Genomic DNA, 19,881 nt, shown 5'->3' with positions numbered 1-19,881 from the left:
GTGGTGGTGGTGGTGGTGCGACTGCGTCAGCTAGTCAGCATGCCCCGCAGGACGTACTGCAGGATGCCGCCGTTGCGGTAGTAGTCGGCCTCACCGGGGGTGTCGATGCGCACCTTCGCGTCGAACTCGACGGCCTCGCCGGAGGACTTCGTCGCGGTCACGTGCACCGACGCCGGGGTCTTCCCGTCGTTCAGCTCGGTGATCCCGGCGATGTCGAAGGTCTCGGTGCCGTCGAGGGCCAGCGAGCTCGCCGACTCGCCGGCCGGGAACTGCAGCGGGACGACGCCCATGCCGATCAGGTTCGAGCGGTGGATCCGCTCGAACGACTCGACGATGACGGCCTGGACGCCCAGCAGCGCGGTGCCCTTGGCCGCCCAGTCCCGCGACGACCCGGAGCCGTACTCCTTGCCGCCCAGCACGACCAGCGGGGTGTTCTGCGCGGCGTAGTTCTGCGCGGCGTCGTAGATGAACGCCTGCGGGCCGCCGTCGGCGGTGAAGTCACGGGTGTAGCCGCCGCTCACCCCGCCGTCGACGACCGCGTCCAGCAGCAGGTTGCGCAGCCGGATGTTGGCGAACGTGCCGCGGATCATCACCTCGTGGTTGCCGCGCCGCGAGCCGAAGGAGTTGTAGTCCTTCTTGTCGATGCCGTTCTCGTCCAGGTACTGCGCGGCCGGGGTGCCCGGCTTGATCGCGCCGGCCGGCGAGATGTGGTCGGTGGTCACCGAGTCGCCGAGCAGTGCCAGCACCCGGGCGCCGGAGATGTCGGTGACCGGCGCCGGCTCGCTCGACATGCCCTCGAAGTACGGGGGCTTGCGGACGTAGGTGGACTGCTGGTCCCACTCGAAGACCTGACCCTCCGGAGTGGGCAGCTCGCGCCAGCGGTCGTCGCCGCGGAAGACGTCGGAGTAGCTCTTGGTGAACATCTGCGAGGTGATCGAGGAGTCGACCACCGAGTTGATGTCCTCGGTCGAGGGCCAGATGTCGCGCAGGAAGACGTCGTTGCCGTCACCGTCGTTGCCGAGCGGCTGGTTCTCGAAGTCGAAGTCCATCGTCCCGGCCAGCGCGTAGGCGATGACCAGCGGTGGGGACGCCAGGTAGTTCATCTTGACGTCCGGGTTGATCCGGCCCTCGAAGTTCCGGTTGCCCGACAGCACCGAGGCCACGGCCAGGTCGCTGTCGTTGACCACCTCGGAGATCTCCTCCGGTAGCGGGCCGGAGTTGCCGATGCAGGTGGTGCAGCCGTAGCCGACCAGGTTGTAGCCGAGCTTGTTCAGGTACGGCCAGAGGCCGGCCTTCTCGTAGTAGTCGGTGACGACCTGCGAGCCCGGGGCCATCGAGGTCTTGACCCACGGCTTGACCGACAGGCCCTTGTCGACGGCGTTGCGCGCGAGCAGCGCGGCGCCGAGCATGACCGAGGGGTTCGAGGTGTTGGTGCAGGAGGTGATCGAGGCGATCACGACGGCGCCGTGGTCGAGCACGAACTCGCCGCGCGAGTCGGACCTCACGGTGACCGGCTTCGACGGGCGACCCTCGCGGCCGTTCGCGGCGGAGTGCACGACCGGGGCGGTGTCGGCTGCGGACGACGGCGCCGGCGCGTCGCTGGCCGGGAACGACTCGTCGCTCGCCTCGTCGAGGCCGGTCAGCGGTGAGTCGGACACCGCGTCGTCGGTGTAGTCGCGAACCGCCTGGCGGAACGCGGGCTTGGCCTCGGACAGCGCGATGCGGTCCTGCGGGCGCTTCGGGCCGGCGATGGACGGCACGACCGTCGACAGGTCCAGCTCGATGGTCTCGGAGTAGACCGGCTCGTGGTCCGGGTCGTGCCAGAGGCCCTGCTCCTTGGCGTAGGCCTCGACCAGCGCGATCTGCTCCGCGGAGCGCCCGGTCAGCTTGAGGTAGCGGACGGTCTCGGAGTCGATCGGGAAGATCGCCGCGGTGGAGCCGAACTCCGGGCTCATGTTGCCGATGGTGGCGCGGTTGGCCAGCGGCACCTCGGCGACTCCGGCACCGTAGAACTCGACGAACTTCCCGACGACGCCCTGCCTGCGGAGCATCTCGGTGATCGTCAGCACCACGTCGGTGGCGGTCACGCCGGTCGGGATCTCGCCGGTCAGCTTGAAGCCCAGCACCTGCGGGATGAGCATCGAGACCGGCTGGCCGAGCATGGCGGCCTCGGCCTCGATGCCGCCGACGCCCCAGCCCAGCACGCCGAGGCCGTTGACCATCGTGGTGTGCGAGTCGGTGCCGACCAGGGTGTCCGGGTAGGCGGAGAGGACGGAGCCGCCGTCGGCGGTGGGCACGTCCCGGGCCATCACGGTGCGGGCCAGGTGCTCGATGTTGACCTGGTGCACGATGCCGGTGCCGGGCGGGACGACCTTGAACTCGTCGAAGGCGCCCTGGCCCCAGCGCAGGAACTGGTAGCGCTCCTTGTTGCGGCCGTACTCGAACTCGATGTTGCGCTCGAAGGCGTCCTCGGTGCCGAAGAAGTCGATCATCACCGAGTGGTCGATGACGAGCTCGGCGGGCGCCAGCGGGTTCACCTTCGCCGGGTCGCCGCCCATCTCGGTCACGGCCTCGCGCATGGTCGCCAGGTCCACCACGCAGGGGACACCGGTGAAGTCCTGCATGATCACCCGCGCCGGGGTGAACTGGATCTCGGTGTTCGGGTCGGCGGCCGGGTCCCACTTCGCCAGGGCGTTGATGTGGTCGGCGGTGACGCCTCTGCCGTCCTCGGTACGGAGCAGGTTCTCGAGCAGGACCTTGAGGCTGAACGGCAGACGCTCCGAGCCCTCCACCGCGGAGAGCCGGAAGATCTCGTAACCGTTGCCCCCGACGTCGAGCTGTCCTCTGGCGCCGAAGCTGTCGGTGCTGGCCACTTGGTGGTCCTCCCCGTGGTGGTGGGCGTGTCTCGAGTCCGGTGCGGTGGGTGTCGCTGCGCGCGTGCCCACCGGCGTCGTCGGGAGTCTCGCGCACCGTGCGGTCGGCGGCAGCGCGGACCCTCGTGACCTAAATATTACGCGTGTCCTACAACTCGGTCGACCCGGGTGTGCCCCGTGACCCGGCGGTCCGGGCGTCGCCCGGCCGGAGGACACACTGGTCGTGTCCGGTGTGTCGCACGGTGCCCGCGTGACGGGAGTGGCACAGTGCCCGCGATCTTCGTCCGCTCCCGACCGTCGGCGCCGCCGGTCCGGGACGCGGACGCCCAGCTCGCCCGGGAGGCCCCGTTGCAGCGCGAACGGCGCGAACACGGCACGAGGCGCACGGCACGCCGCCGGCCGGCGGCACCGGTGGCCGCCGGTGTGCTCGCGCTGCTGGCCGCCCTCGTGGTCGCCACGCCCGGGATCGGGACGGCCGCTCCGGTGCCGGCGTCGCTGGCCGTCACCCCGGCGCAGCCACCCCCGCCGCCGCCGAACCCGGACGACGACGAGCTGGAGCGCAGCCGCCAGGGCGTCACCGACCGGGCCGCCGAGGTCGGCCGGCTCACCGCGCGGCTGGCGGAGCTGTCCGCGGAGGCCGACCACCTGCAGATCCAGGTGGCCGCCCGGCGGGAGTCCGCGCTGGAGGCCCGGGACACCGCGGACGTCGCCGGCCGCGAGGCCGACACGGCCGCCGCCCGCGCGCAGCAGGCGCGGCAGCGGACCGAGGAGGCCGGTCGGGTCGTCGCGGACGCGCGGTCCCGGCTGGACGCGTTCGTCGGCGACGTGTACTCGCACGGGCTCGACCTCGGGCCCCTCGGGCTGCTGTCCCGCGCCACCGATCCGCAGGACCTGATGGACAAGGCCCGGCTGACCGACGCGCTGAGCCGGGACCAGGAAGCGGCCCTGGACCGGCTCGAGCGCGCCCGCGTCGAGCAGGCCAACACCGACTCGCTGGCCCGCGCGGCCCAGGAGGAGGCCGACCGGCGTCGGGCGGCCGCCGAGCAGGCCAGCGACGACGCCGACCGGGCGCTGGTGGCGGCGTCCGCGGCCGCCGACGAGCAGCAGGGCCGGCTGGATGCGGTACGTGCCGAGCAGGCCGACGTGCAGCGCCGGCTGGACGCGGCGGAGAACTCCGACGCCGGGCTGCGGGCCCAGCGTGAGCGGTTCGACGCCTGGCAGGCCGAGCAGGAACGGATCGCCGAGGCGGCCGCGCAGCGGGCCCGCGACGAGGCCCGGGCCCGCGTCGCCCAGGAGAGCGGCGGGCCGGACGAGGACCAGGACCGCGACCAGGACCAGGACGACGACTCCGGCTCGACGCCGCGGCGCACCGGATCGGCCGCGATCGAGCAGGTGATCGACCGGGCGATGGCCCAGATCGGCGTCACCTACGCCTGGGGCGGCGGCAACGCCCGCGGCCCGTCCAAGGGCATCCGGGACGGCGGCGTCGCCGACGACCACGGCGACTACCGCAAGGTCGGCTTCGACTGCTCGGGCCTGATGCTCTACGCCTTCGCCGGGGTCGGGATCGACCTGCCGCGCTACAGCGGGAACCAGGCCGACGCCGGCGAGCAGGTCCCGGCCGACGAGATGCGGCGCGGGGACATGCTGTCCTGGGAGGAGGACGGGCGGACCTACCACATCGCGATCTACCTGGGCGACGGGAAGATGCTCGAGGCGCCCTACTCGGGGGCGTCGGTGAAGATCTCGTCGGTGCGCTACGACGGCCTGTCCGACACGGTGACCCGGATGCTGTGAGGCCGGCCGCCGTCGCGCGGGAGACCGCTCAGCTCGCGGGTGAACAGAACAGCTGCAGCAGGTTGCCGCAGGTGTCGTCGATGACGGCGATCGTCACCGGCCCGGCCGGCGCCGGCGGCTGGACGACGGTCACGCCGTGCTCGGTGGAGAGCCGCTGCACCTCGGCGTGCACGTCGTCCACCTCGAATGCGGTGCACGGGATCCCGTCCTCGACCAGCGCGGCCTTGAACGGCCTGACCGCCGGGTGCTCGTCCGGCTCGAGCAGCAGTTGGGTGCCGTCCGGGTCGTCCGGGGCGGTGACGGTGAGCCAGCGCGGCCCGCCCATCGGGACGTCGTGCTTGAGGACGAAGCCGAGCACGTCGGTGTAGAAGCGCAGCGCCTTCTCCTGGTCGTCGACGAACACGCTGCAGTAGGAGATCGCGGGCATCAGGGTTCCTCCGGTGGGATCGGCCAGCGCCGTGTGATCGCACGGAGCGGGCGGGTGTCGAGGTCGTGGAACTTGTAGCGGCCCTGGCGCCGGACCCGGACCAGGCCCGCCTCCTCCAGGAGGGCGAGGTGCTGGGAGATCGCCTGCCGGGTCGGGCTCAGGCCGTGCCGGGGCAGCCGGCTGCAGAGCGAGAACAGGGTCTGGCCGTCGGTGTCGGTGAGCTCGTCCAGCAGCGCGCGCCGGGTCGGGTCGGCGATCGCGCGATAGACGTCGCTCACGCCGGCGAGCATAGGCAAGTCATGACTTGCCTGTCTAGAGCGCCGCCGGGGTCGTCAAACGTGGCGAGGCGCAAGCCTGGCTACAGGTGGACACTTCTCGGAACCTCGCAGGCACGGGAGGTCGTCGTGACGATCAGGCTGTTCCCGGGACCGCCCGGGATCTCCGGTGATGCTCCCGGGCTCGCGCTCCACGAGCAGGGGCGTTACCGAGCGGCGGCCGGGCACGCCCGCCGGGTGATTCCGGGCCCGGTGGGCGAACTGGTCCACCGCGAACTCCGGGCCTACGCCGATTTCGGCTACCGCTTCGGCGACGATGCGCTGATCCAGCGCCTGGCGACCGCGGTGCTGGCGATCCGGTCCGACGACCCGCAACCGGCGGCGCACACTGCCGTGAGCGGGGTGCTCTCGCTGCTGGGTGCGGGCCGAAGCGGCTCCTGCAACGCGCGCGAGTAGTCGAGCAAGGCCACAACGGTCGGCGTCCCCCGCTCGCGGTCGACCCGTGAGGCTGTCCGAGCCGTGCGGGGAAACCGGGATGAACCCGTCCGCCCGCGCCGTTACCCTGACGGTCATGGCACGAGGCATCTGGTCGCAGAAGGTCCGCTCCGCCCGCTGACGGCGGCGCCTTTTCCCACCCCGAATCAGCGCTCGCCGTTCCGGTTCCCGCCGGGCGGCCGTCTTCCGCTGCCCGGCTCCACTGCGAGCTGCGGAGCGTCCGTTGAACCTCACCTCGACCCCTAGCGCCCTCCCGACGTCCGCCGGTGCCCACGTGCGCGCCGACGGCGTCACCGTCACCCGCGGGGCCCGGCGCGTCCTGGACGACGTCTCGGTCACCGTCTCCGCCCGATCGCGGGTCGCCGTCGTCGGCGAGAACGGCCGCGGCAAGACCACGCTGCTGCACGTGCTCGCCGGGCTGCTCGTGCCCGACGAGGGCGCCGTGCAACGGGCCGGCACGATCGGGCTGGCCCGCCAGGAGCTGACCGCCCGGGACGGCGAGACCGTCGGCACGCTCACCGCCGAGGCGCTCGCCGGGTCGCTGGCGGCGCTGCACGCCCTGGACGAGGCGACCGCCGCCCTGGCCGAGGGCGACGAGGCCGCGGACGACCGTTACGCCGCCGCGCTGGAGGCCGCCACCCGGCTCGACGCGTGGGACGCCGGGCGCCGGGTCGACATCGCCCTGGACGCCCTCGGCGCCTGCACCGACCGCAATCGTCCCCTCTCGACGCTCTCGGTGGGCCAGCGCTACCGGGCCCGGCTGGCCTGCCTGCTCGGCGCCCGGCACGACGTCCTGCTGCTCGACGAGCCGACCAACCACCTCGACGCCGCCGGCCTGGACTTCCTGACCCGCACGCTGCGCGAGCACCCCGGCGGGTTCGCCGTGGTCAGCCACGACCGTGCGCTGCTGCGCGACGTCGCCGAGCGGTTCCTCTATCTCGACCCCACCCGGGACGGGAAGCCGCGGCGCTACGCCGGCGGTTACGACGCCTGGCAGGACGCCCTGCGCCGGGAGCGCGTGCGGTGGGAGCGGGACTTCGCCGGGCAGCAGGCCGAGCACCGGCGGTTGCAGGACTCGGTGTCGAAGGCCCGCGACCGGCTCTCCACCGGCTGGCGCCCGGACAAGGGGACCGGCAAGCACGAGCGCCAGTCCCGGGCCCCGGGTGTGGTGCAGGCGCTGCACCGGCAGCAGGACGCCCTCGCCGCGCACCGGGTCGACGTCCCCGAGCCGCCGCCGTCGCTGCGCTGGCCCGATCCCGGTGTCCGGCCGGGGGCACCGCAGGTGCGGGCGGACGGTCTCGCCGTGGCGGGACGGCTGGCCGGTCCGGTCGACCTGATCCTGGACGCCGGCGACCGGTTGCTGGTCACCGGTCCGAACGGCGCCGGGAAGTCGACGCTGCTCGCGGTGCTGGCGGGCTCGCTCGAACCTACCGAGGGGCGCGTGCGGACCGCCACGGGGGCACGGGTCGTCCGGGTCGAGCAGGAGACGGCCGCGCAGGATCCGCGGCTCACGGCCCGCGAGGTGCACGCCCGCCACGTCGGACGCCTGGTCGCCCGCCGGGAGCTGCGGGAGGCCGACGTCGTTCCGCTGGGCCCGCTCGGCCTGCTCGACGCCGACGCGCTACGCACCCCGGTCGGGCGGATGTCGCAGGGCCAGCAACGCCGGCTCGACCTCGCGCTGGCGCTGGCCGGGCGGCCGTCGACGATCCTGCTGGACGAGCCGACCAACCACCTCTCGCCGGTCCTGGTCGACGAGCTGACCGGGGCGATCCGCCGGACGGGCGCCGCCGTCGTCGTCGCCACGCACGACCGGCAGCTGCTGCGGGATCTGGCCGGGTGGCCGCGGCGGGAACTCGGTGCAGAATGTCGCGACACCGGTGTCCGATCCGGCCCGGCCCGTTCGTCAGGAGTGTGACCGCGCAGATCACACCGGAAGGGATCGCCGCCATGGCCCGCTACGTGTTCCTGATGTACGACTCCGAGGACTGGCACGACACCGTCGACGAGCAGGGCGTCGCCGACGAGTTCCGGCTGCACGAGGAGTTCATGGCCGCGGTGACGGCGGCCGGGGCGAGCGTGGTCGGCGGGGAGGCGCTGGAACGGTCGTCGACCGCGAGCACGGTCCGGCGCGGCGGGGGCACCGGGCCGCTGGTGACCGACGGACCGTTCGCCGACACCAAGGAGGCCCTCGGCGGCTTCTACGTGATCGACGCGCCCGATCTGGACGTGGCGCTGCGCCTCGCCGCGGCCTGCCCGTCCGGCAACGTCGAGGTGCGACCGGTCATGGAGATGCCCGACGACGCCGCATGACGCCGCTGGAGGAGGTGTTCCGCGGTGTGTGGCCGGTACTCGTCGCGTCCACCGCACGGCTGGTCCGGGACCTCGACCTGGCCGAGGACTGCGCGCAGGAGGCCGTCGAGCGGGCCCTGCGGGGCTGGCCGGCCGGAGTCCCGGACAATCCCCGGCCGACGACGACGCGGGGCCGGAGGCGACCGACCCGCTCCGGCTGGTGTTCACCTGCTGCCACCCCGCGCTGGCCCGCGAGTCGCAGGTGGCGCTGACCCTGCGGCTGGTGTGCGGGGTGGACGTCGCCGCGATCGCCGCCGTGCTGCTGACCGGGGAGGCCGGCGTCGCCCGGCGGATCACCCGGGCCAAACGCAAGATCGCTGCCGCGCAGATCCCGTTCCGGGTCCCGGACGACGACGAGCTGCCGGCCCGGCTCGACACCGTGCTGACCGTCGTGCACCTCGTCTACACCGCCGGGCACGTCGGCGCCGGCTCCGGATCGCGGGACGCCGGGCCGGGTCATCCCGGGCAGCGCGCGGCCGGGCCGGCCGACACCGGTCTGACCGGACGGGCGATCGGGCTGGCCCGGATGCTCGTCGCACTGCTACCCGGTGAGCCCGAGCCGCAGGGACTGCTCGGGCTGATGCTGCTGACCGAGGCCCGCGGCGCCGCCCGCACCGGCGGCGACGGCGAGCTCGTCCTGCTGCCCGATCAGGACCGGTCCGGCTGGGACCGCCGGCTCATCCGGGAGGGGCTGGCACTGGTCACTGCGGCGCTGCCCGCCGGGCCGGACGGGCGGTTCGCGCTGCAGGCGGGCATCGCGGGTCTGCACGCCGTCGCGCCGAGCTGGGCGGAGACCGACTGGGCGCAGGTCGTGACCACCTACGACGCGTTGCTACGGGTCTGGCCCTCACCGGTCGTCGCGCTCAACCGGGCGGTGGCGAGCGCCCGGCTGCCCGGCGCGGACCCGGCCGCGGTGCTGGCCGAGGTCGACGAGCTGGCGCCGGCCCTCGACAGCTACCCGTACCTCCCGGCCGCCCGCGCCGACCTGCTGTCCCGGCTCGGACGCGCGCGGGAGGCCGCCGCGGCCTACGACCAGGCCCTGGACCGCACGACCAACCCGGTGGAACGCCGGTTTCTGGCCCGGCGCCGCGCGATCATGGGGCGTCCGCGGCACACCGTTCCTCGGGAGCCCGGCGAGTTCGTCGCGGGCCACGTCGGCGTGAGGCCTGGGCCACCCGGTCGTAGCCGTGCATCAGGTGCAGGACCTCGACCGCGGTGTGCAGCGGCTGCCCGGTGCCCACGACGTGCGCGAGCAACGCCTCCGACCAGGCGCACTCGGCCGGCCCGGCGGTGCGGTCGGCAGCCACTAGCGGGATCGCCAACGGGTGCTCGTCGAGGACATCGCGCAAGCCGGTCGCCCAGATCTCCCAGCCGAGCCGCAACCCGCAGCCGCGCAGCTCCGGCGGGGCCCCAGGGCGGCGGGCGGGCGCCCAGCGGAGATCGGACGTCACGAGATGATCATGCTCCGTGGGTCATAGAGGGGCTTACGCACGGGGCGTGCGGGTTACGCACCGACCGCTCGTCAGCCGTGCAACGGTCGGTTCGTAGTGTGATCGGCATGGAGGTGTGGGAGGTCGCGGTCATCGCCCTGGCCGGGCTCTGGGCCGGACTGATCAACACCGTGGTCGGCTCCGGGACCCTGGTGACCTTCCCCGTGCTCGTCGCGCTCGGGTTCCCGCCGGTGACGGCGACGACGTCGAACGCCATCGGGCTGATCACCGGCTCGATCACCGGCGCGATCGGCTACCGGAAGGAATGGGCCGGGCAGGGCCGCCGGCTGGTGCGCTACGGCGTCGCGTCGTTCCTCGGTGCCATCGGCGGCGCCGCGTTACTGCTCTCGTTGCCACCGGACGCGTTCGAGACGATCGTCCCGGTCCTCGTCGGGATCTCGGTGCTGCTCGTCGCGGTGCAGCCGCTGCTCTCCCGGCTTCTGCGGAACCGGGAGCGGCGGGACCGGACGTCGTCCCCGGTGCTCTACCTGCTGATCTTCCTGGTCGGTGTCTACGGCGGCTACTTCACCGCCGCGCAGGGGATCATGCTGGTCGGGGTGATGGGGCTGCTCGTGGCGGATCCGTTGCAGCGCCTGAACGCGTTCAAGAACGCCCTGTCCTCGGTGGTCAACCTGGTCGCCGGGGTGATCTACGCGTTCGTCGCACCGGTCGACTGGGGCGTCGTCGGGATCCTCGCGGTGAGCTCCATCGTCGGCGGGCTGCTCGGAGCGAGGGTCGGCCGCCGGCTCCCGCCCACGGTGCTGCGCGCGGTGATCGTGGTGATCGGGCTCGCCGCGATCGTCTTCCTGCTCGTGGAGTGACCCTGTCGGTGGCCCGTGCTCTGCTGGGCGCGGCACACCGAGTGGAGGGAACCCTGCAGGTGGACGGCGGCCGGGCGGCCGAGCTCGTCGTCGCGTTCGCGGCGCTGGCCGGCCGGGAGATCGGCGACGCCGAGGCGCGCGCCGCCGTCGTCCGCGCCCGCGCGCTGACGCCGTCGGATCTCAACGCGATCTGGGTGCGGCACCGGCGGGCCCCGGCCACGGTGCCGCTGCGGGACTACCTCGCGATGACCCTGCGGTTCGTGGAGCGGGACCCGCCGGACGACATGGCCTGGCCCTGCCCGCCCCGACCCCGGTAGGCGGGCGGCCCGCCCTCGTGCCCCGCGGATCGGGTAACGCCGCCACGCCGGTGCTCGGTCGACGGCCTCGCGCGTGTTCTCCGAACTCGTGCGCGTCGGCGGGGAAGGGGAGGCGGAGGCGGCCCGGTATGTGAAGGAGTACGTCATAGTCTGCTCTTGATTTGCTGGATTCCGCCGTGGACGCTGCTTCGCATGGCAGGAACGGCTCAGCCGGACGATCTCGACGCGCGGATCGCCGGTGCTCTGCAGCTCGACGGCCGGGCGTCCTGGAGCCTGATCGCCCGCCAGCTCGGGGTGAGCGAGTCGGCGGTGCTCCGGCGGGTCTCGGCGCTGCACGCGGCGAGGCGGCTGCGGGTGATCGGCGTCGTCGACGTCCTGCGCTGCGGGTTCGGCGTGCCGGTGCTGGTGCGGATGCGCTGCCGGCCAGGCACCGCGAACGCGGTCGCCGACGTCGTCGCCGCACATCCGGAGACCCGGTACGTGGCCGTCCTGACCGGCGGTGCCGACGCCGCCGCGGAGATCGTGGTCCCCGGCTACGCCGACCTGGCCCACGTCGTCGACGGCGGTTTCGGCGGTCCCGACGTCACCGCGGTCGAGTCGGCAGCGGTGATCCGCACGTTCGCGTCCAACCACGACTGGGATCCGGGCGTCCTGGGCGGGGAGGCGGCGGCCGCGCTGCGAGCCGGCGCGCCGCCCCGGCCGTTCGAGGAGGGCCACCCGGACGGTCCGCCGGAGCAGCTGGACGCGACGGATCTCGCCGTCGTCGCCGCGCTCGGAGAGGACGGGCGGATGTCCTACACCGAGATCGCGAACCGCACCGGGGTCAGCGAGTCCACCGCGCGGCGCCGGGTCGACTCGCTGGTCCGGCGCGGCTGCCTGCGGTTCCGCACGCTGGCCGAGCCGGAGCTGTTCGGGTCCGGCGTCGAGTTCATGGTGTGGCTCTCGGTCCGCCCCGGCGATCTCGACGAGGCCGCCCGGACCCTCGCCGCACACCGGGCGACCCGCTACCTGTCCGCCACCACCGGCACGTTCGGCCTCGTCGCCCAGGTCGCGCTGGGCCACCACGCCGACCTCTACCGATACCTCACCGAGGTGATCGGGACCCTGCCCGGCGTCGACCGGGCCGAGACCACCCTGCAACTGCGCACGCTCAAGCGGGCCTGGGCACCGACGCCCGCCGCCCGGATGGAGGACGTATGACCGACAACGCCCCCTGGCAGTGGGACGAGGCGACCTGGCGCGGCCACGTCGAGCACGTCCGCGCCGGCCGCTCGCTGGCCCCCGACGCCTGGCCGCAGGGCAAGCGGGTCGCGGTCGCGATCTCGTTCGACTCCGACCACGAGACCCCCGCCCTGCGTGACGCCGAGGTGCTGCCCGGCAAGCTCGCGCAGGGCGAGTACGGCGCCCGCGTCGGCGTCCCTCGGATCCTGGACCTGCTGCGTCGGCACGGTGTGCCGGCGACCTTCTTCGTGCCCGCGGTCTCCGCGCTGCTGCACGACGGCGAGGTCGCCCGCTACGCGGTCGAGGGGCACGAGGTCGCGCTGCACGGTTGGATCCACGAGCGCAACACCGCGCTGGACCGCGACGACGAGCGCGACCTGATGTTGCGCGCCGCCGACGTCCTCGAGCGGCAGGCCGGTACCCGCCCGGTCGGGCTGCGAACGCCGTCCTGGGACTTCTCCGCCGCCACCCTGGACCTGGTCCGGGAGCTGGGGCTGACCTACGACTCGTCGCTGATGGCCGACGACGAGCCCTACGAGCTGCTGTCCCGGGGCGAGCCGACCGGCGTCGTCGAGCTGCCGGTGGAGTGGATCCGCGACGACGCGCCGTACTTCATGATGGAGCGCTTCGGGTCGCTGCGGCCCTACACCCCGCCGCGCGAGGTCGGCCGGATCTGGTGCGACGAGTTCGACGCCGCCCGGGCCGAGGGCGGGCTGTTCCAGCTCACCCTGCACCCGCACATCATCGGGCACCGGTCCCGGATGGTGGTGCTGGCCGAGCTGCTCGAGTACATCGCCGGCACTGGGGACGCCTGGTTCGCCACGCACGCCGACGTCGTCGCGCACGTCCGGGACGCCGCCGGGGTGACAGCGTGACCGCGGCCGTCGCGACCGGGACCCGGCTCGCCCCGCACCAGCGCAAGGCCCTGGTCGCCGGGGCGATCGGCAACACCGTGGAGTGGGTGGACTGGGCCGTCTACGCCACCTTCGCGCCGATCTTCGCAGCGCAGTTCTTCGCTCCGGGCGACCGGACCGCGGCGCTGCTGTATACGTTGGCCGTGTTCGCGGTCGGATTCGTGATGCGTCCGATCGGCGGTGCGGTGCTCGGCGCCTACGCCGACCGGCACGGGCGCAAGAAGGGGCTCACGCTCACGATCGGGCTGATGTCCGGGGCGTCCGCGGTGATCGCGATCGCGCCCACCTACGCCCAGGTCGGCGTGCTCGCGCCGGTGGTCCTGGTGCTGGCCCGCCTGGTCCAGGGCTTCTCCGCGGGCGGCGAGTTCGGCTCGTCCTCGACGTTCATGGTCGAGTCCGCGGCACCGGAGCGGCGCGCGTTCGCCGGATCCTGGCAGCAGGTCTCGGTCGGCGCCGGCACCCTGCTCGCGGCCGGGATGGGCACCGTGCTCACCACGGTGCTCGACGGCCCGGCCCTGGAGACCTGGGGCTGGCGGGTGGCGTTCGGGGTCGGGGCGCTGCTCGGCCTGGTCGGGTTGTGGCTGCGGGTCTCGGTCGCCGAGACCGAGGCCTTCACCCGGGCCGCGCAGGACCCGGCGCCCCGGCGCAACGCGTTCGTGGTGATGGTGCGCGAGCACCCCGGCGCGGCGCTGCGGGTGGTCGGCATCACGATCGCCGGCACGCTGATCTACTACATGTGGGTCTCCTACATGCCGGCCTACGCGCACCTGACCACCGGTATCCCGCTGCGCGACGCCCTGCTGGCCAACACGATCGCCCTGCTGGTCTTCCTGGCTGTGCTGCCGTTCGGCGGCCTGCTGTCGGACCGGATCGGCCGCAAGCCGACGATGATCGCGTTCGCCGGCGGGTTCGTGGTGTTCGCCTGGCCCGCGTTCCACTTCCTCGGCGACAGCTTCTGGGGTCTGCTGGGCATCGAGCTGATCGGGATGCTGCTGATCGTCGGGTACTCGGCGAACTGCGCCGTGGTGATGGCCGAGCAGTTCCCGGCCGAGGTGCGCAGCACCGGGGTCGGGCTGCCGTACGCGCTGGCCGTGGCCCTGTTCGGCGGCACCGCCCCGTACGTGACGACCTGGATGACCTCGTCCGGGCTCGGCGACCTGGTGTGGCTCTACGTCGCGATCGCCGCGCTGATCGGCGTCGTGGTGTACGCGACGATGCCCGAGACGAGGGGACGGCGGCTGCAGTGACCCACGTGCTGGTGACCGGCGCGGCCGGCGGCATCGGGTACGCCGTCGCGGAGCGGTTCGCCGCCGAGCGCGGTGCCCGGATGGTGCTCGCCGATGTCCGGCCGGACGAGCTTTCCGAGCGGGCCGCCGTGCTGCGTGGGGCGTACCCGGGCGCGGAGGTGACGACCCGCGCCTGCGATCTGATCGCCCCGGACGTCGCCGACGGCCTGATCGACCCGGACGACCCGCCGGACGTCGTCGTGAACGCGGCCGGCGCCTACCCGGCCCGGCCGCTGCTGGAGATGACTCCGCAGGCGTGGGACCGCGTGCAGGCGGTGAACGTCCGGGCCCCGATGGCGCTCACCGTCGCCGCCGGCCGGGCGCTGGTCGCGGCCGGCCGGACCGGGGCGGTCGTGAACGTCTCCTCGGGTGCTGCCACCCGGGCCCGTCCCGGCGCCGCGCACTACGCCACCTCGAAGGCGGCGCTGGAGATGCTGACCCGGTCCTGCGCGGTCGAGCTGGGCCCGCACGGGATCCGGGTGAACGCCGTCGCGCCCGGTTTCGTCACCGTCGACAGCCCGGCCAACCCGGTGACCGAGACCTACGCGTCGGCGGTGTCGACCAACCCGCTCGGGCGGCGCGGCGTCCCCACCGACGTCGCCGGGGCCGTGCACTGGCTATGCGGCGCCGATGCCGGCTGGATCACCGGCGCGATCCTGCGGGTGGACGGCGGCTCGACCGCCGGGACGACCGCGCTGCCGCTGCACTGGGACGGCGAGACCGCCGTCCAGACCGGACTGGAGGGAACCTCGTGAGCAGGCCGTACACCGTGGTCGGGGCGGGCGCGATCGGCGGCACGCTGGCCGCGCACCTGTACCGGGCCGGACACCCGGTCCAGGTCGCCGACGCCGACGCCGGGCACGTCGCCGCGATCCGGGACGGCGGGCTACGGCTGCGTCACCCGGATGGCACGACGACCGTGGCCACGCTGCCCGCCGGGACCCCGGACGACCCGCCGGCCGGCGAACTCGGCCCGGTGCTGCTGGCGGTGAAGGCTCAGACCACCGGCGCCGCGCTGGACTGGATCGCGCCCCGGCTGCCATCCGACGGCTGGGTGGTGTCGCTGCAGAACGGCCTCAACGAGGAGCGGATCGCGGCGCGCATCGGCGCGGACCGGACGGTCGGGGCGTTCGTCAATCTGTTCGCCGACGTCGCCGAGCCCGGCGTGATCACCGATGGTGGCCGGGGTGCGCTGGTGATCGGCGAGACCGACGGGCGGCCCAGCGACCGGGTGCAGCGCCTGGTCGCCGACCTGCAGTGCTGGGGCCCGGCCGCGTCCACCACGAACGTGACCGGTCACCTGTGGTCCAAGCTCGCGTTCGGGGCGATGCTCACCGCGACCGCGTTGGCCGACGCCCCGATGGCGGAGCTGATCGACCGGCACCGCGGGGTGATGCACGCGCTGGCGCGAGAGGTGCTGGCAGTGGCCAGCGCGCATGGCGTCCGGCCGGAGCCGTTCGACGCCTGGGACCCGGCGCCGTTCCTGCCCGGCGCCACCGGCGCCGAGGCCGCCACCGACCGGCTCACCGCCTGGCTGGCCGCGATGCCCAAGGACCGCAGCGGGATCTGGCGGGACATCGCCGTGCGCCGGCGCCCGGTGGAGGTGCATGATCACTACGGACCGGTGCTGGCCTGCGCCGGGCGGAACGGGGTGGCGGTGCCGGTGCTGAACGGGGTGCTGGCCCGGCTCGCCGAGGTCGAGTCCGGTCGGGTGCCGATGTCCGAGGAGCACCTGGCGGTGCTCGGCCGGGAGGGAGTGGCATGACGCGGGAACTGCTGGAGGCCGCCGGGGCCGCGCGGCCGGCGATGCTCGAGGACCTGCGCGGCTACGTCGAGCACGAGACCCCGAGCGACGACCGGGCCTCCCTGGACCGTGGTCTGTCCTGGCTGGACGCCCTGGTGACCGAGCGGCTCGGGCCGCCCGCGTCGTCGTCCACGGTGGACGGCGGGGAGCACGGCGACATTCGCGTCCTGGACTGGCCGGGCAGCGCGAGCAGCGCCGAGCCGGTGCTGCTGCTCGCGCACTACGACACCGTCTGGCCGCTGGGCACGCTGGCCGAGCTGCCGTTCGCCGTCGAGGGGGACCGGATCACCGGGCCGGGCGTGTTCGACATGAAGGCCGGGCTGGTCCAGGCGCTGTGGGCGGTCCGGATCGCCCGCGCCGCCGGCCTGGCGCTGCCCCCGCTGCGCCTGGTGCTCAACGGCGACGAGGAGACCGGCTCCCCGGCGTCCCGTCCGGTGATCGAGAAGGCGGCCGTCGGGGCCCGGGCCGGGCTGGTGTTCGAGGCGGCCGGGCCGGGCGGTGCGGTGAAGACCGCCCGCAAGGGGGTCGGCATCTTCTCGGTGCACGCCGAGGGGGTCGAGGCGCACGCCGGACTGGACCCGACGGCCGGGGTCAGCGCGGTCGACGAGATGGCCCGCGCCGTGCTGGCGCTGCACGCCGCGACCGACCTCGACGCCGGGACCAGTGTCAACGTCGGGGTGGTGCACGGCGGGACGCGCAGGAACGTGACCGCGGGCCGCGCGTCCGCCGACGTCGACGTCCGGGTCGCGCACGCCACGGAGACCGCCCGGATCGAGCAGCTCCTCGGCGGGCTCACCGCGCACCACCCGCGGGCCCGGCTGCGCGTGACGGGGGAGTGGAACCGGCCGGTGATGGAGCGGACCCCGGCCACCGCCGCGCTCTACGAGCTGGCCCACGACGCGGCCGCCGCCATGGGCCTCGACCTGGCCGAGACCGCCGTCGGCGGGGCCAGCGACGGGAACTTCGTCTCCGCGCTCGGGCTCGGGGTGCTCGACGGGCTGGGTGCGGTCGGCGACGGCGCGCACGCCCGGCACGAGCACGCCACCGTGTCCGGCCTGGTCGAGCGCACCGCGCTGGCCGCGGCGGTGCTGCACGCGCTGGCCTGACCGTGAGGGTGGACCCGACCCGGCTGATCACGCCCCGACCGCGATCAGCGCGAGGTCCAGCGCGTCGTCGTCGCCGACGTTGCCGGGCACCACGACCTGCACCACGGAGCGCCCGTCGGCGGTGTCCAGGTCCCATACCGACACCCCGGACAGCACCTGGCCGCGGACCCGGGCCGAGACCGCGCCGAGCCCGTCCCGGGCGACCTGGGCGCCGGTGATCCCGCCCTTGGTGACGACGACGTCGAGCCGGTCCCGCAGCCCGGCGACGGCCCCGACCAGTACCCGCATCACCGACTCGCCGTGTGCCAGCGTGCCGTGCGCGGCGCGGCGCTCCCGCTCGCTGGCCAGCGCCGCGAACCCGCCGCCGTCGAGCGCGGCGGCGCAGGCCGCGCGCACCCGCCCCGTCTCGGCGTCCGGGTCGGCCAGCGCGGCGTCGGTCCCGACGACGGCCGGCGCCGCACGGTCCCGGGCGGCGGCCACCAGCTGCCGGGTCGCCGCCCCGGTGTGCGAGCCGCAGACCAGCAGCGTCCGGCCCGGCCCTGCCACCGGCGCGGCCAGCAGCCCGCTGCTGGTCACCCCGGACACCGCCGCGGCCAGCGGCGCGCCGCCGCGGGCGACCAGGGTCCGGTGCGGCCAGGCCGCGCGCAGCGCCTCGGCGATCCGGACGACGTCGGCGTCGTCGTGCACGTCGGGCAGCACCACCTCGCCGTCGGCCGCGGCGGTCAGCACCCCGGCCAGGCCGCCGGACCGGACGACCTCCACCGGCACTCCGGCCGGTGTCCGACCCGACTTCTCCCGGACGTAGTCAGGCAGGTGCCCGGTGCGGTAGCCGAACACCGGGTCGGCGGCGAACTCGGTCTCGTGCGCGGGCACGATCTCGGTGCCGACCCGCACCAGGTGGGTGCCGTCCACAGTGGTCCGTCCGCCACCGGGGAAGGCGGGCACGAACAGCACCGGGGCGTCCGGGTCGATCGCGGCGCACTCGGCGAACACGTGCCCGCGCAGAGTCGAGTCGCCCCGCAGCACCAGCCGGACGTCGGCGCCCAGCCGTTCCGCGGCCGAGGTGGCCTCGTCCCGGACCCGGGAGACCAGCGCGACCGCCTCGGCCTCGTCCAGGGCCCGGGTGTTGGTCAGCAGGTACACCGCGTCCGCCCGGGTCAGGGCTTCGGTGAGCGCGTCGGCGTCCCAGGACAGCAGCACCTCGACGCCGGTCGCGGACTGGGTGCCGGTCGGGTCGTCGTCGCAGACGACGACCTTCACCGGCCCGCTCACGGCGCACTCCCGGACCGGGCGGGCGTGTCGCCGAGCAGCTCGTCGGCGCGGGCGCTGAAGAACCGGGTCGCCCACATCATGGCGGCGGCCAGGAACGCCAGTACACCCAGCGACACGACGCCCCAGGCGCCGGACTCGGTGGGGACGACCTCGTTGATCGCGGTCCGCATCACCGGCGCGACGAAGCCCCCCAGGTTCCCGAGCGAGTTGATCAGCCCGATCCCGGTCGCGGCGGCCGCGCCGGCCAGGAACGCGGTCGGGAACGCCCAGCTGATCGGCCCGGCGCAGAGGAACGCCGACACCGCGACCGTGATCGCCACGATCCCCAGCAGCGCGAACCCGTTCGCGCCGGCCCAGGCCGAGACGAGGATCGCGATGCCGGTCAGCAGGAACGCGACGGTGCCCCAGTTGCGCCGGCGCCGGACGGTGTCGGCGTGCTTGCCGACGTAGTAGCAGAAGAACAGGCCGATCGCCCACGGCACCGCGGTGACCAGGCCGACCTCCCAGCCCACGTCGCGCCCGATCAGCCCGGAGACCTGCTGCGGCAGGTAGAACGTGGTGCCGTAGACCGCGACCTGCAGGCAGAAGTAGATCGCGGTGAAGTACCAGACCTTCCCGTTGACCAGGGCCGCCCGGACCCCGCGCGGGCCGTCGGCGTCCTTCACCGCGTTCTCCTGTTCCATGACCTGGCGCATCGCGGTCTTCTCGGCGTCGGTGAGGAACCGGGCCTTCTGCGGGGAGTCGGTGAGCAGGAAGTACGCCGCGATCCCGGCGACGACGGCCAGCACGCCCTCGGCGAAGAACATCACCTGCCAGCCCAGGCACGGCGTGAACCGGTCGCCGAAGCTGATCAGGCTGCCGGACAGCGGGGCGCCCAGCATCTGGCTGAACGGCTGGGCCAGGTAGAAGATCGCGAACAGCTGCACGCGCTTGCGGTTCGGGAACCACTGCGCCAGGAACATGATCACGCCGGGGAACAGCCCGGCCTCGGTGACACCGAGCAGGAACCGCAGGATCACGAACATCGTGTCGTTCGTGGTGAACGCGAACGCCGACGCGACGATGCCCCAGCTGATCGCGATGCGGGCCAGCCAGAACCGGGCGCCGAAGCGGTCGAGCAGCAGGTTGCTGGGGATCTCGAAGATCGCGTAGCCGATGAAGAAGATGCCCGCGCCCAGCGCGAAAGCGCCCGCGCTGACCCCGCGGTCGATCTGCAGGCCCTCCTCGGCGAACCCGACGTTCGTCCGGTCCAGGAAGGCGACGAAGTACAGGACGACCAGCATCGGCATCAGCCGGGTGGTCGCCTTCTTGATCCCGGACGCCAGCTGGGGGCTGTCGAGCAGCTCCTGCGGTGCGCCCGTGTGCGGCGTCGTTGCCACTTACGACTCCTAGAAGATCATGACGAGCCCGGCGACCACGAGCACGATCCCGATC

At 73.8% G+C, this 19,881-nt stretch carries 18 protein-coding genes and 1 pseudogene; 14 read left to right on the top strand and 5 right to left on the bottom strand.

Features of this window, described 5'->3' with window-relative positions; genetic code table 11:
- Positions 1-26: 26 nt before the first annotated feature.
- Positions 27-2,873 carry an aconitate hydratase gene (locus ACLFMI_RS17480; protein ID WP_410948943.1) on the bottom strand — a complete coding sequence of 949 codons (2,847 nt, stop codon included), beginning with the start codon at positions 2,871-2,873 and terminating at the stop codon, positions 27-29.
- A 267-nt stretch (positions 2,874-3,140) separates the two neighbouring features.
- Between ACLFMI_RS17480 and ACLFMI_RS17475 the strand changes: the two genes are divergently transcribed.
- Positions 3,141-4,670 carry an NlpC/P60 family protein gene (locus tag ACLFMI_RS17475; RefSeq protein ID WP_410948942.1) on the top strand — a complete coding sequence of 510 codons (1,530 nt, stop codon included), beginning with the start codon at positions 3,141-3,143 and terminating at the stop codon, positions 4,668-4,670.
- A 28-nt stretch (positions 4,671-4,698) separates the two neighbouring features.
- Here ACLFMI_RS17475 and ACLFMI_RS17470 read toward each other — a convergent pair whose 3' ends face one another.
- Positions 4,699-5,097 (bottom strand): VOC family protein, encoded by a 399-nt coding sequence (locus tag ACLFMI_RS17470; RefSeq protein ID WP_410948941.1) that lies wholly within the window; start codon positions 5,095-5,097, stop codon positions 4,699-4,701.
- Positions 5,097-5,387 (bottom strand): ArsR/SmtB family transcription factor, encoded by a 291-nt coding sequence (locus ACLFMI_RS17465; RefSeq protein ID WP_410948940.1) that lies wholly within the window; start codon positions 5,385-5,387, stop codon positions 5,097-5,099. Before ACLFMI_RS17465 ends, ACLFMI_RS17470 begins: the two co-directional genes overlap by 1 nt.
- Before the next feature lie 114 nt (positions 5,388-5,501).
- Between ACLFMI_RS17465 and ACLFMI_RS17460 the strand changes: the two genes are divergently transcribed.
- From ACLFMI_RS17460 to ACLFMI_RS17400, 13 genes and pseudogenes are all read left to right on the top strand, one after another.
- Complete coding sequence (locus ACLFMI_RS17460) at positions 5,502-5,828, top strand: hypothetical protein (protein WP_410948939.1); 327 nt, start codon at positions 5,502-5,504, stop codon at positions 5,826-5,828.
- Positions 5,829-6,141: 313 nt separating this feature from the next.
- The gene (locus ACLFMI_RS17455) at positions 6,142-7,782 is read left to right on the top strand and encodes an ABC-F family ATP-binding cassette domain-containing protein (RefSeq protein WP_410948938.1); all 1,641 of its coding nucleotides are present in this window, start codon (positions 6,142-6,144) and stop codon (positions 7,780-7,782) included.
- Positions 7,779-8,177: a YciI family protein gene (locus ACLFMI_RS17450; protein WP_410948937.1), complete on the top strand. Its 399-nt coding sequence runs from the start codon at positions 7,779-7,781 to the stop codon at positions 8,175-8,177. Before ACLFMI_RS17455 ends, ACLFMI_RS17450 begins: the two co-directional genes overlap by 4 nt.
- Positions 8,174-8,428, top strand: coding sequence for a hypothetical protein (locus ACLFMI_RS17445; protein ID WP_410948936.1), 255 nt, complete (start codon positions 8,174-8,176; stop codon positions 8,426-8,428). Before ACLFMI_RS17450 ends, ACLFMI_RS17445 begins: the two co-directional genes overlap by 4 nt.
- A pseudogene (locus tag ACLFMI_RS17440) lies at positions 8,377-8,868 on the top strand (DUF6596 domain-containing protein); the annotation flags it as partial. The gene ACLFMI_RS17445 and the pseudogene ACLFMI_RS17440, both read left to right, overlap by 52 nt.
- A 906-nt stretch (positions 8,869-9,774) precedes the next feature.
- A complete protein-coding gene (locus tag ACLFMI_RS17435; RefSeq protein WP_410948979.1) occupies positions 9,775-10,527 on the top strand; it encodes a sulfite exporter TauE/SafE family protein in 753 nt (250 codons plus the stop codon).
- Positions 10,528-10,535: 8 nt separating this feature from the next.
- Complete coding sequence (locus tag ACLFMI_RS17430) at positions 10,536-10,844, top strand: hypothetical protein (protein ID WP_410948935.1); 309 nt, start codon at positions 10,536-10,538, stop codon at positions 10,842-10,844.
- A gap of 192 nt (positions 10,845-11,036) precedes the next feature.
- A complete protein-coding gene (locus ACLFMI_RS17425; RefSeq protein ID WP_410948934.1) occupies positions 11,037-12,044 on the top strand; it encodes an Lrp/AsnC family transcriptional regulator in 1,008 nt (335 codons plus the stop codon).
- Positions 12,041-12,940, top strand: a complete 900-nt coding sequence (locus tag ACLFMI_RS17420; RefSeq protein WP_410948933.1) for a polysaccharide deacetylase family protein — start codon at positions 12,041-12,043, stop codon at positions 12,938-12,940. The genes ACLFMI_RS17425 and ACLFMI_RS17420 overlap by 4 nt, the downstream gene beginning before the upstream one ends.
- Entirely contained in the window at positions 12,937-14,226 is a 1,290-nt protein-coding gene (locus ACLFMI_RS17415) for an MFS transporter (RefSeq protein ID WP_410948932.1), read from the top strand. The genes ACLFMI_RS17420 and ACLFMI_RS17415 overlap by 4 nt, the downstream gene beginning before the upstream one ends.
- Positions 14,223-15,020, top strand: a complete 798-nt coding sequence (locus ACLFMI_RS17410) for an SDR family NAD(P)-dependent oxidoreductase (protein WP_410948931.1) — start codon at positions 14,223-14,225, stop codon at positions 15,018-15,020. The genes ACLFMI_RS17415 and ACLFMI_RS17410 overlap by 4 nt, the downstream gene beginning before the upstream one ends.
- Entirely contained in the window at positions 15,017-16,030 is a 1,014-nt protein-coding gene (locus ACLFMI_RS17405; RefSeq protein WP_410948930.1) for a ketopantoate reductase family protein, read from the top strand. Before ACLFMI_RS17410 ends, ACLFMI_RS17405 begins: the two co-directional genes overlap by 4 nt.
- Entirely contained in the window at positions 16,027-17,175 is a 1,149-nt protein-coding gene (locus tag ACLFMI_RS17400) for a M20 family metallopeptidase (RefSeq protein ID WP_410948929.1), read from the top strand. The genes ACLFMI_RS17405 and ACLFMI_RS17400 overlap by 4 nt, the downstream gene beginning before the upstream one ends.
- A 27-nt stretch (positions 17,176-17,202) precedes the next feature.
- On the opposite strand, the gene ACLFMI_RS17395 is transcribed toward ACLFMI_RS17400, so the two are convergent.
- Entirely contained in the window at positions 17,203-18,447 is a 1,245-nt protein-coding gene (locus tag ACLFMI_RS17395) for a four-carbon acid sugar kinase family protein (RefSeq protein WP_410948928.1), read from the bottom strand.
- Positions 18,444-19,826, bottom strand: coding sequence for an MFS transporter (locus ACLFMI_RS17390; RefSeq protein ID WP_410948927.1), 1,383 nt, complete (start codon positions 19,824-19,826; stop codon positions 18,444-18,446). Before ACLFMI_RS17390 ends, ACLFMI_RS17395 begins: the two co-directional genes overlap by 4 nt.
- Positions 19,827-19,881: the final 55 nt, after the last annotated feature.

Origin of the sequence: Pseudonocardia nantongensis (assembly GCF_046546495.1) — a bacterium.
GTDB lineage: Bacteria > Actinomycetota > Actinomycetes > Mycobacteriales > Pseudonocardiaceae > Pseudonocardia > Pseudonocardia nantongensis.
The sequence above is the reverse complement of the archived record's forward strand: the minus strand, read 5'-3'. Positions and strand labels throughout refer to the sequence as shown.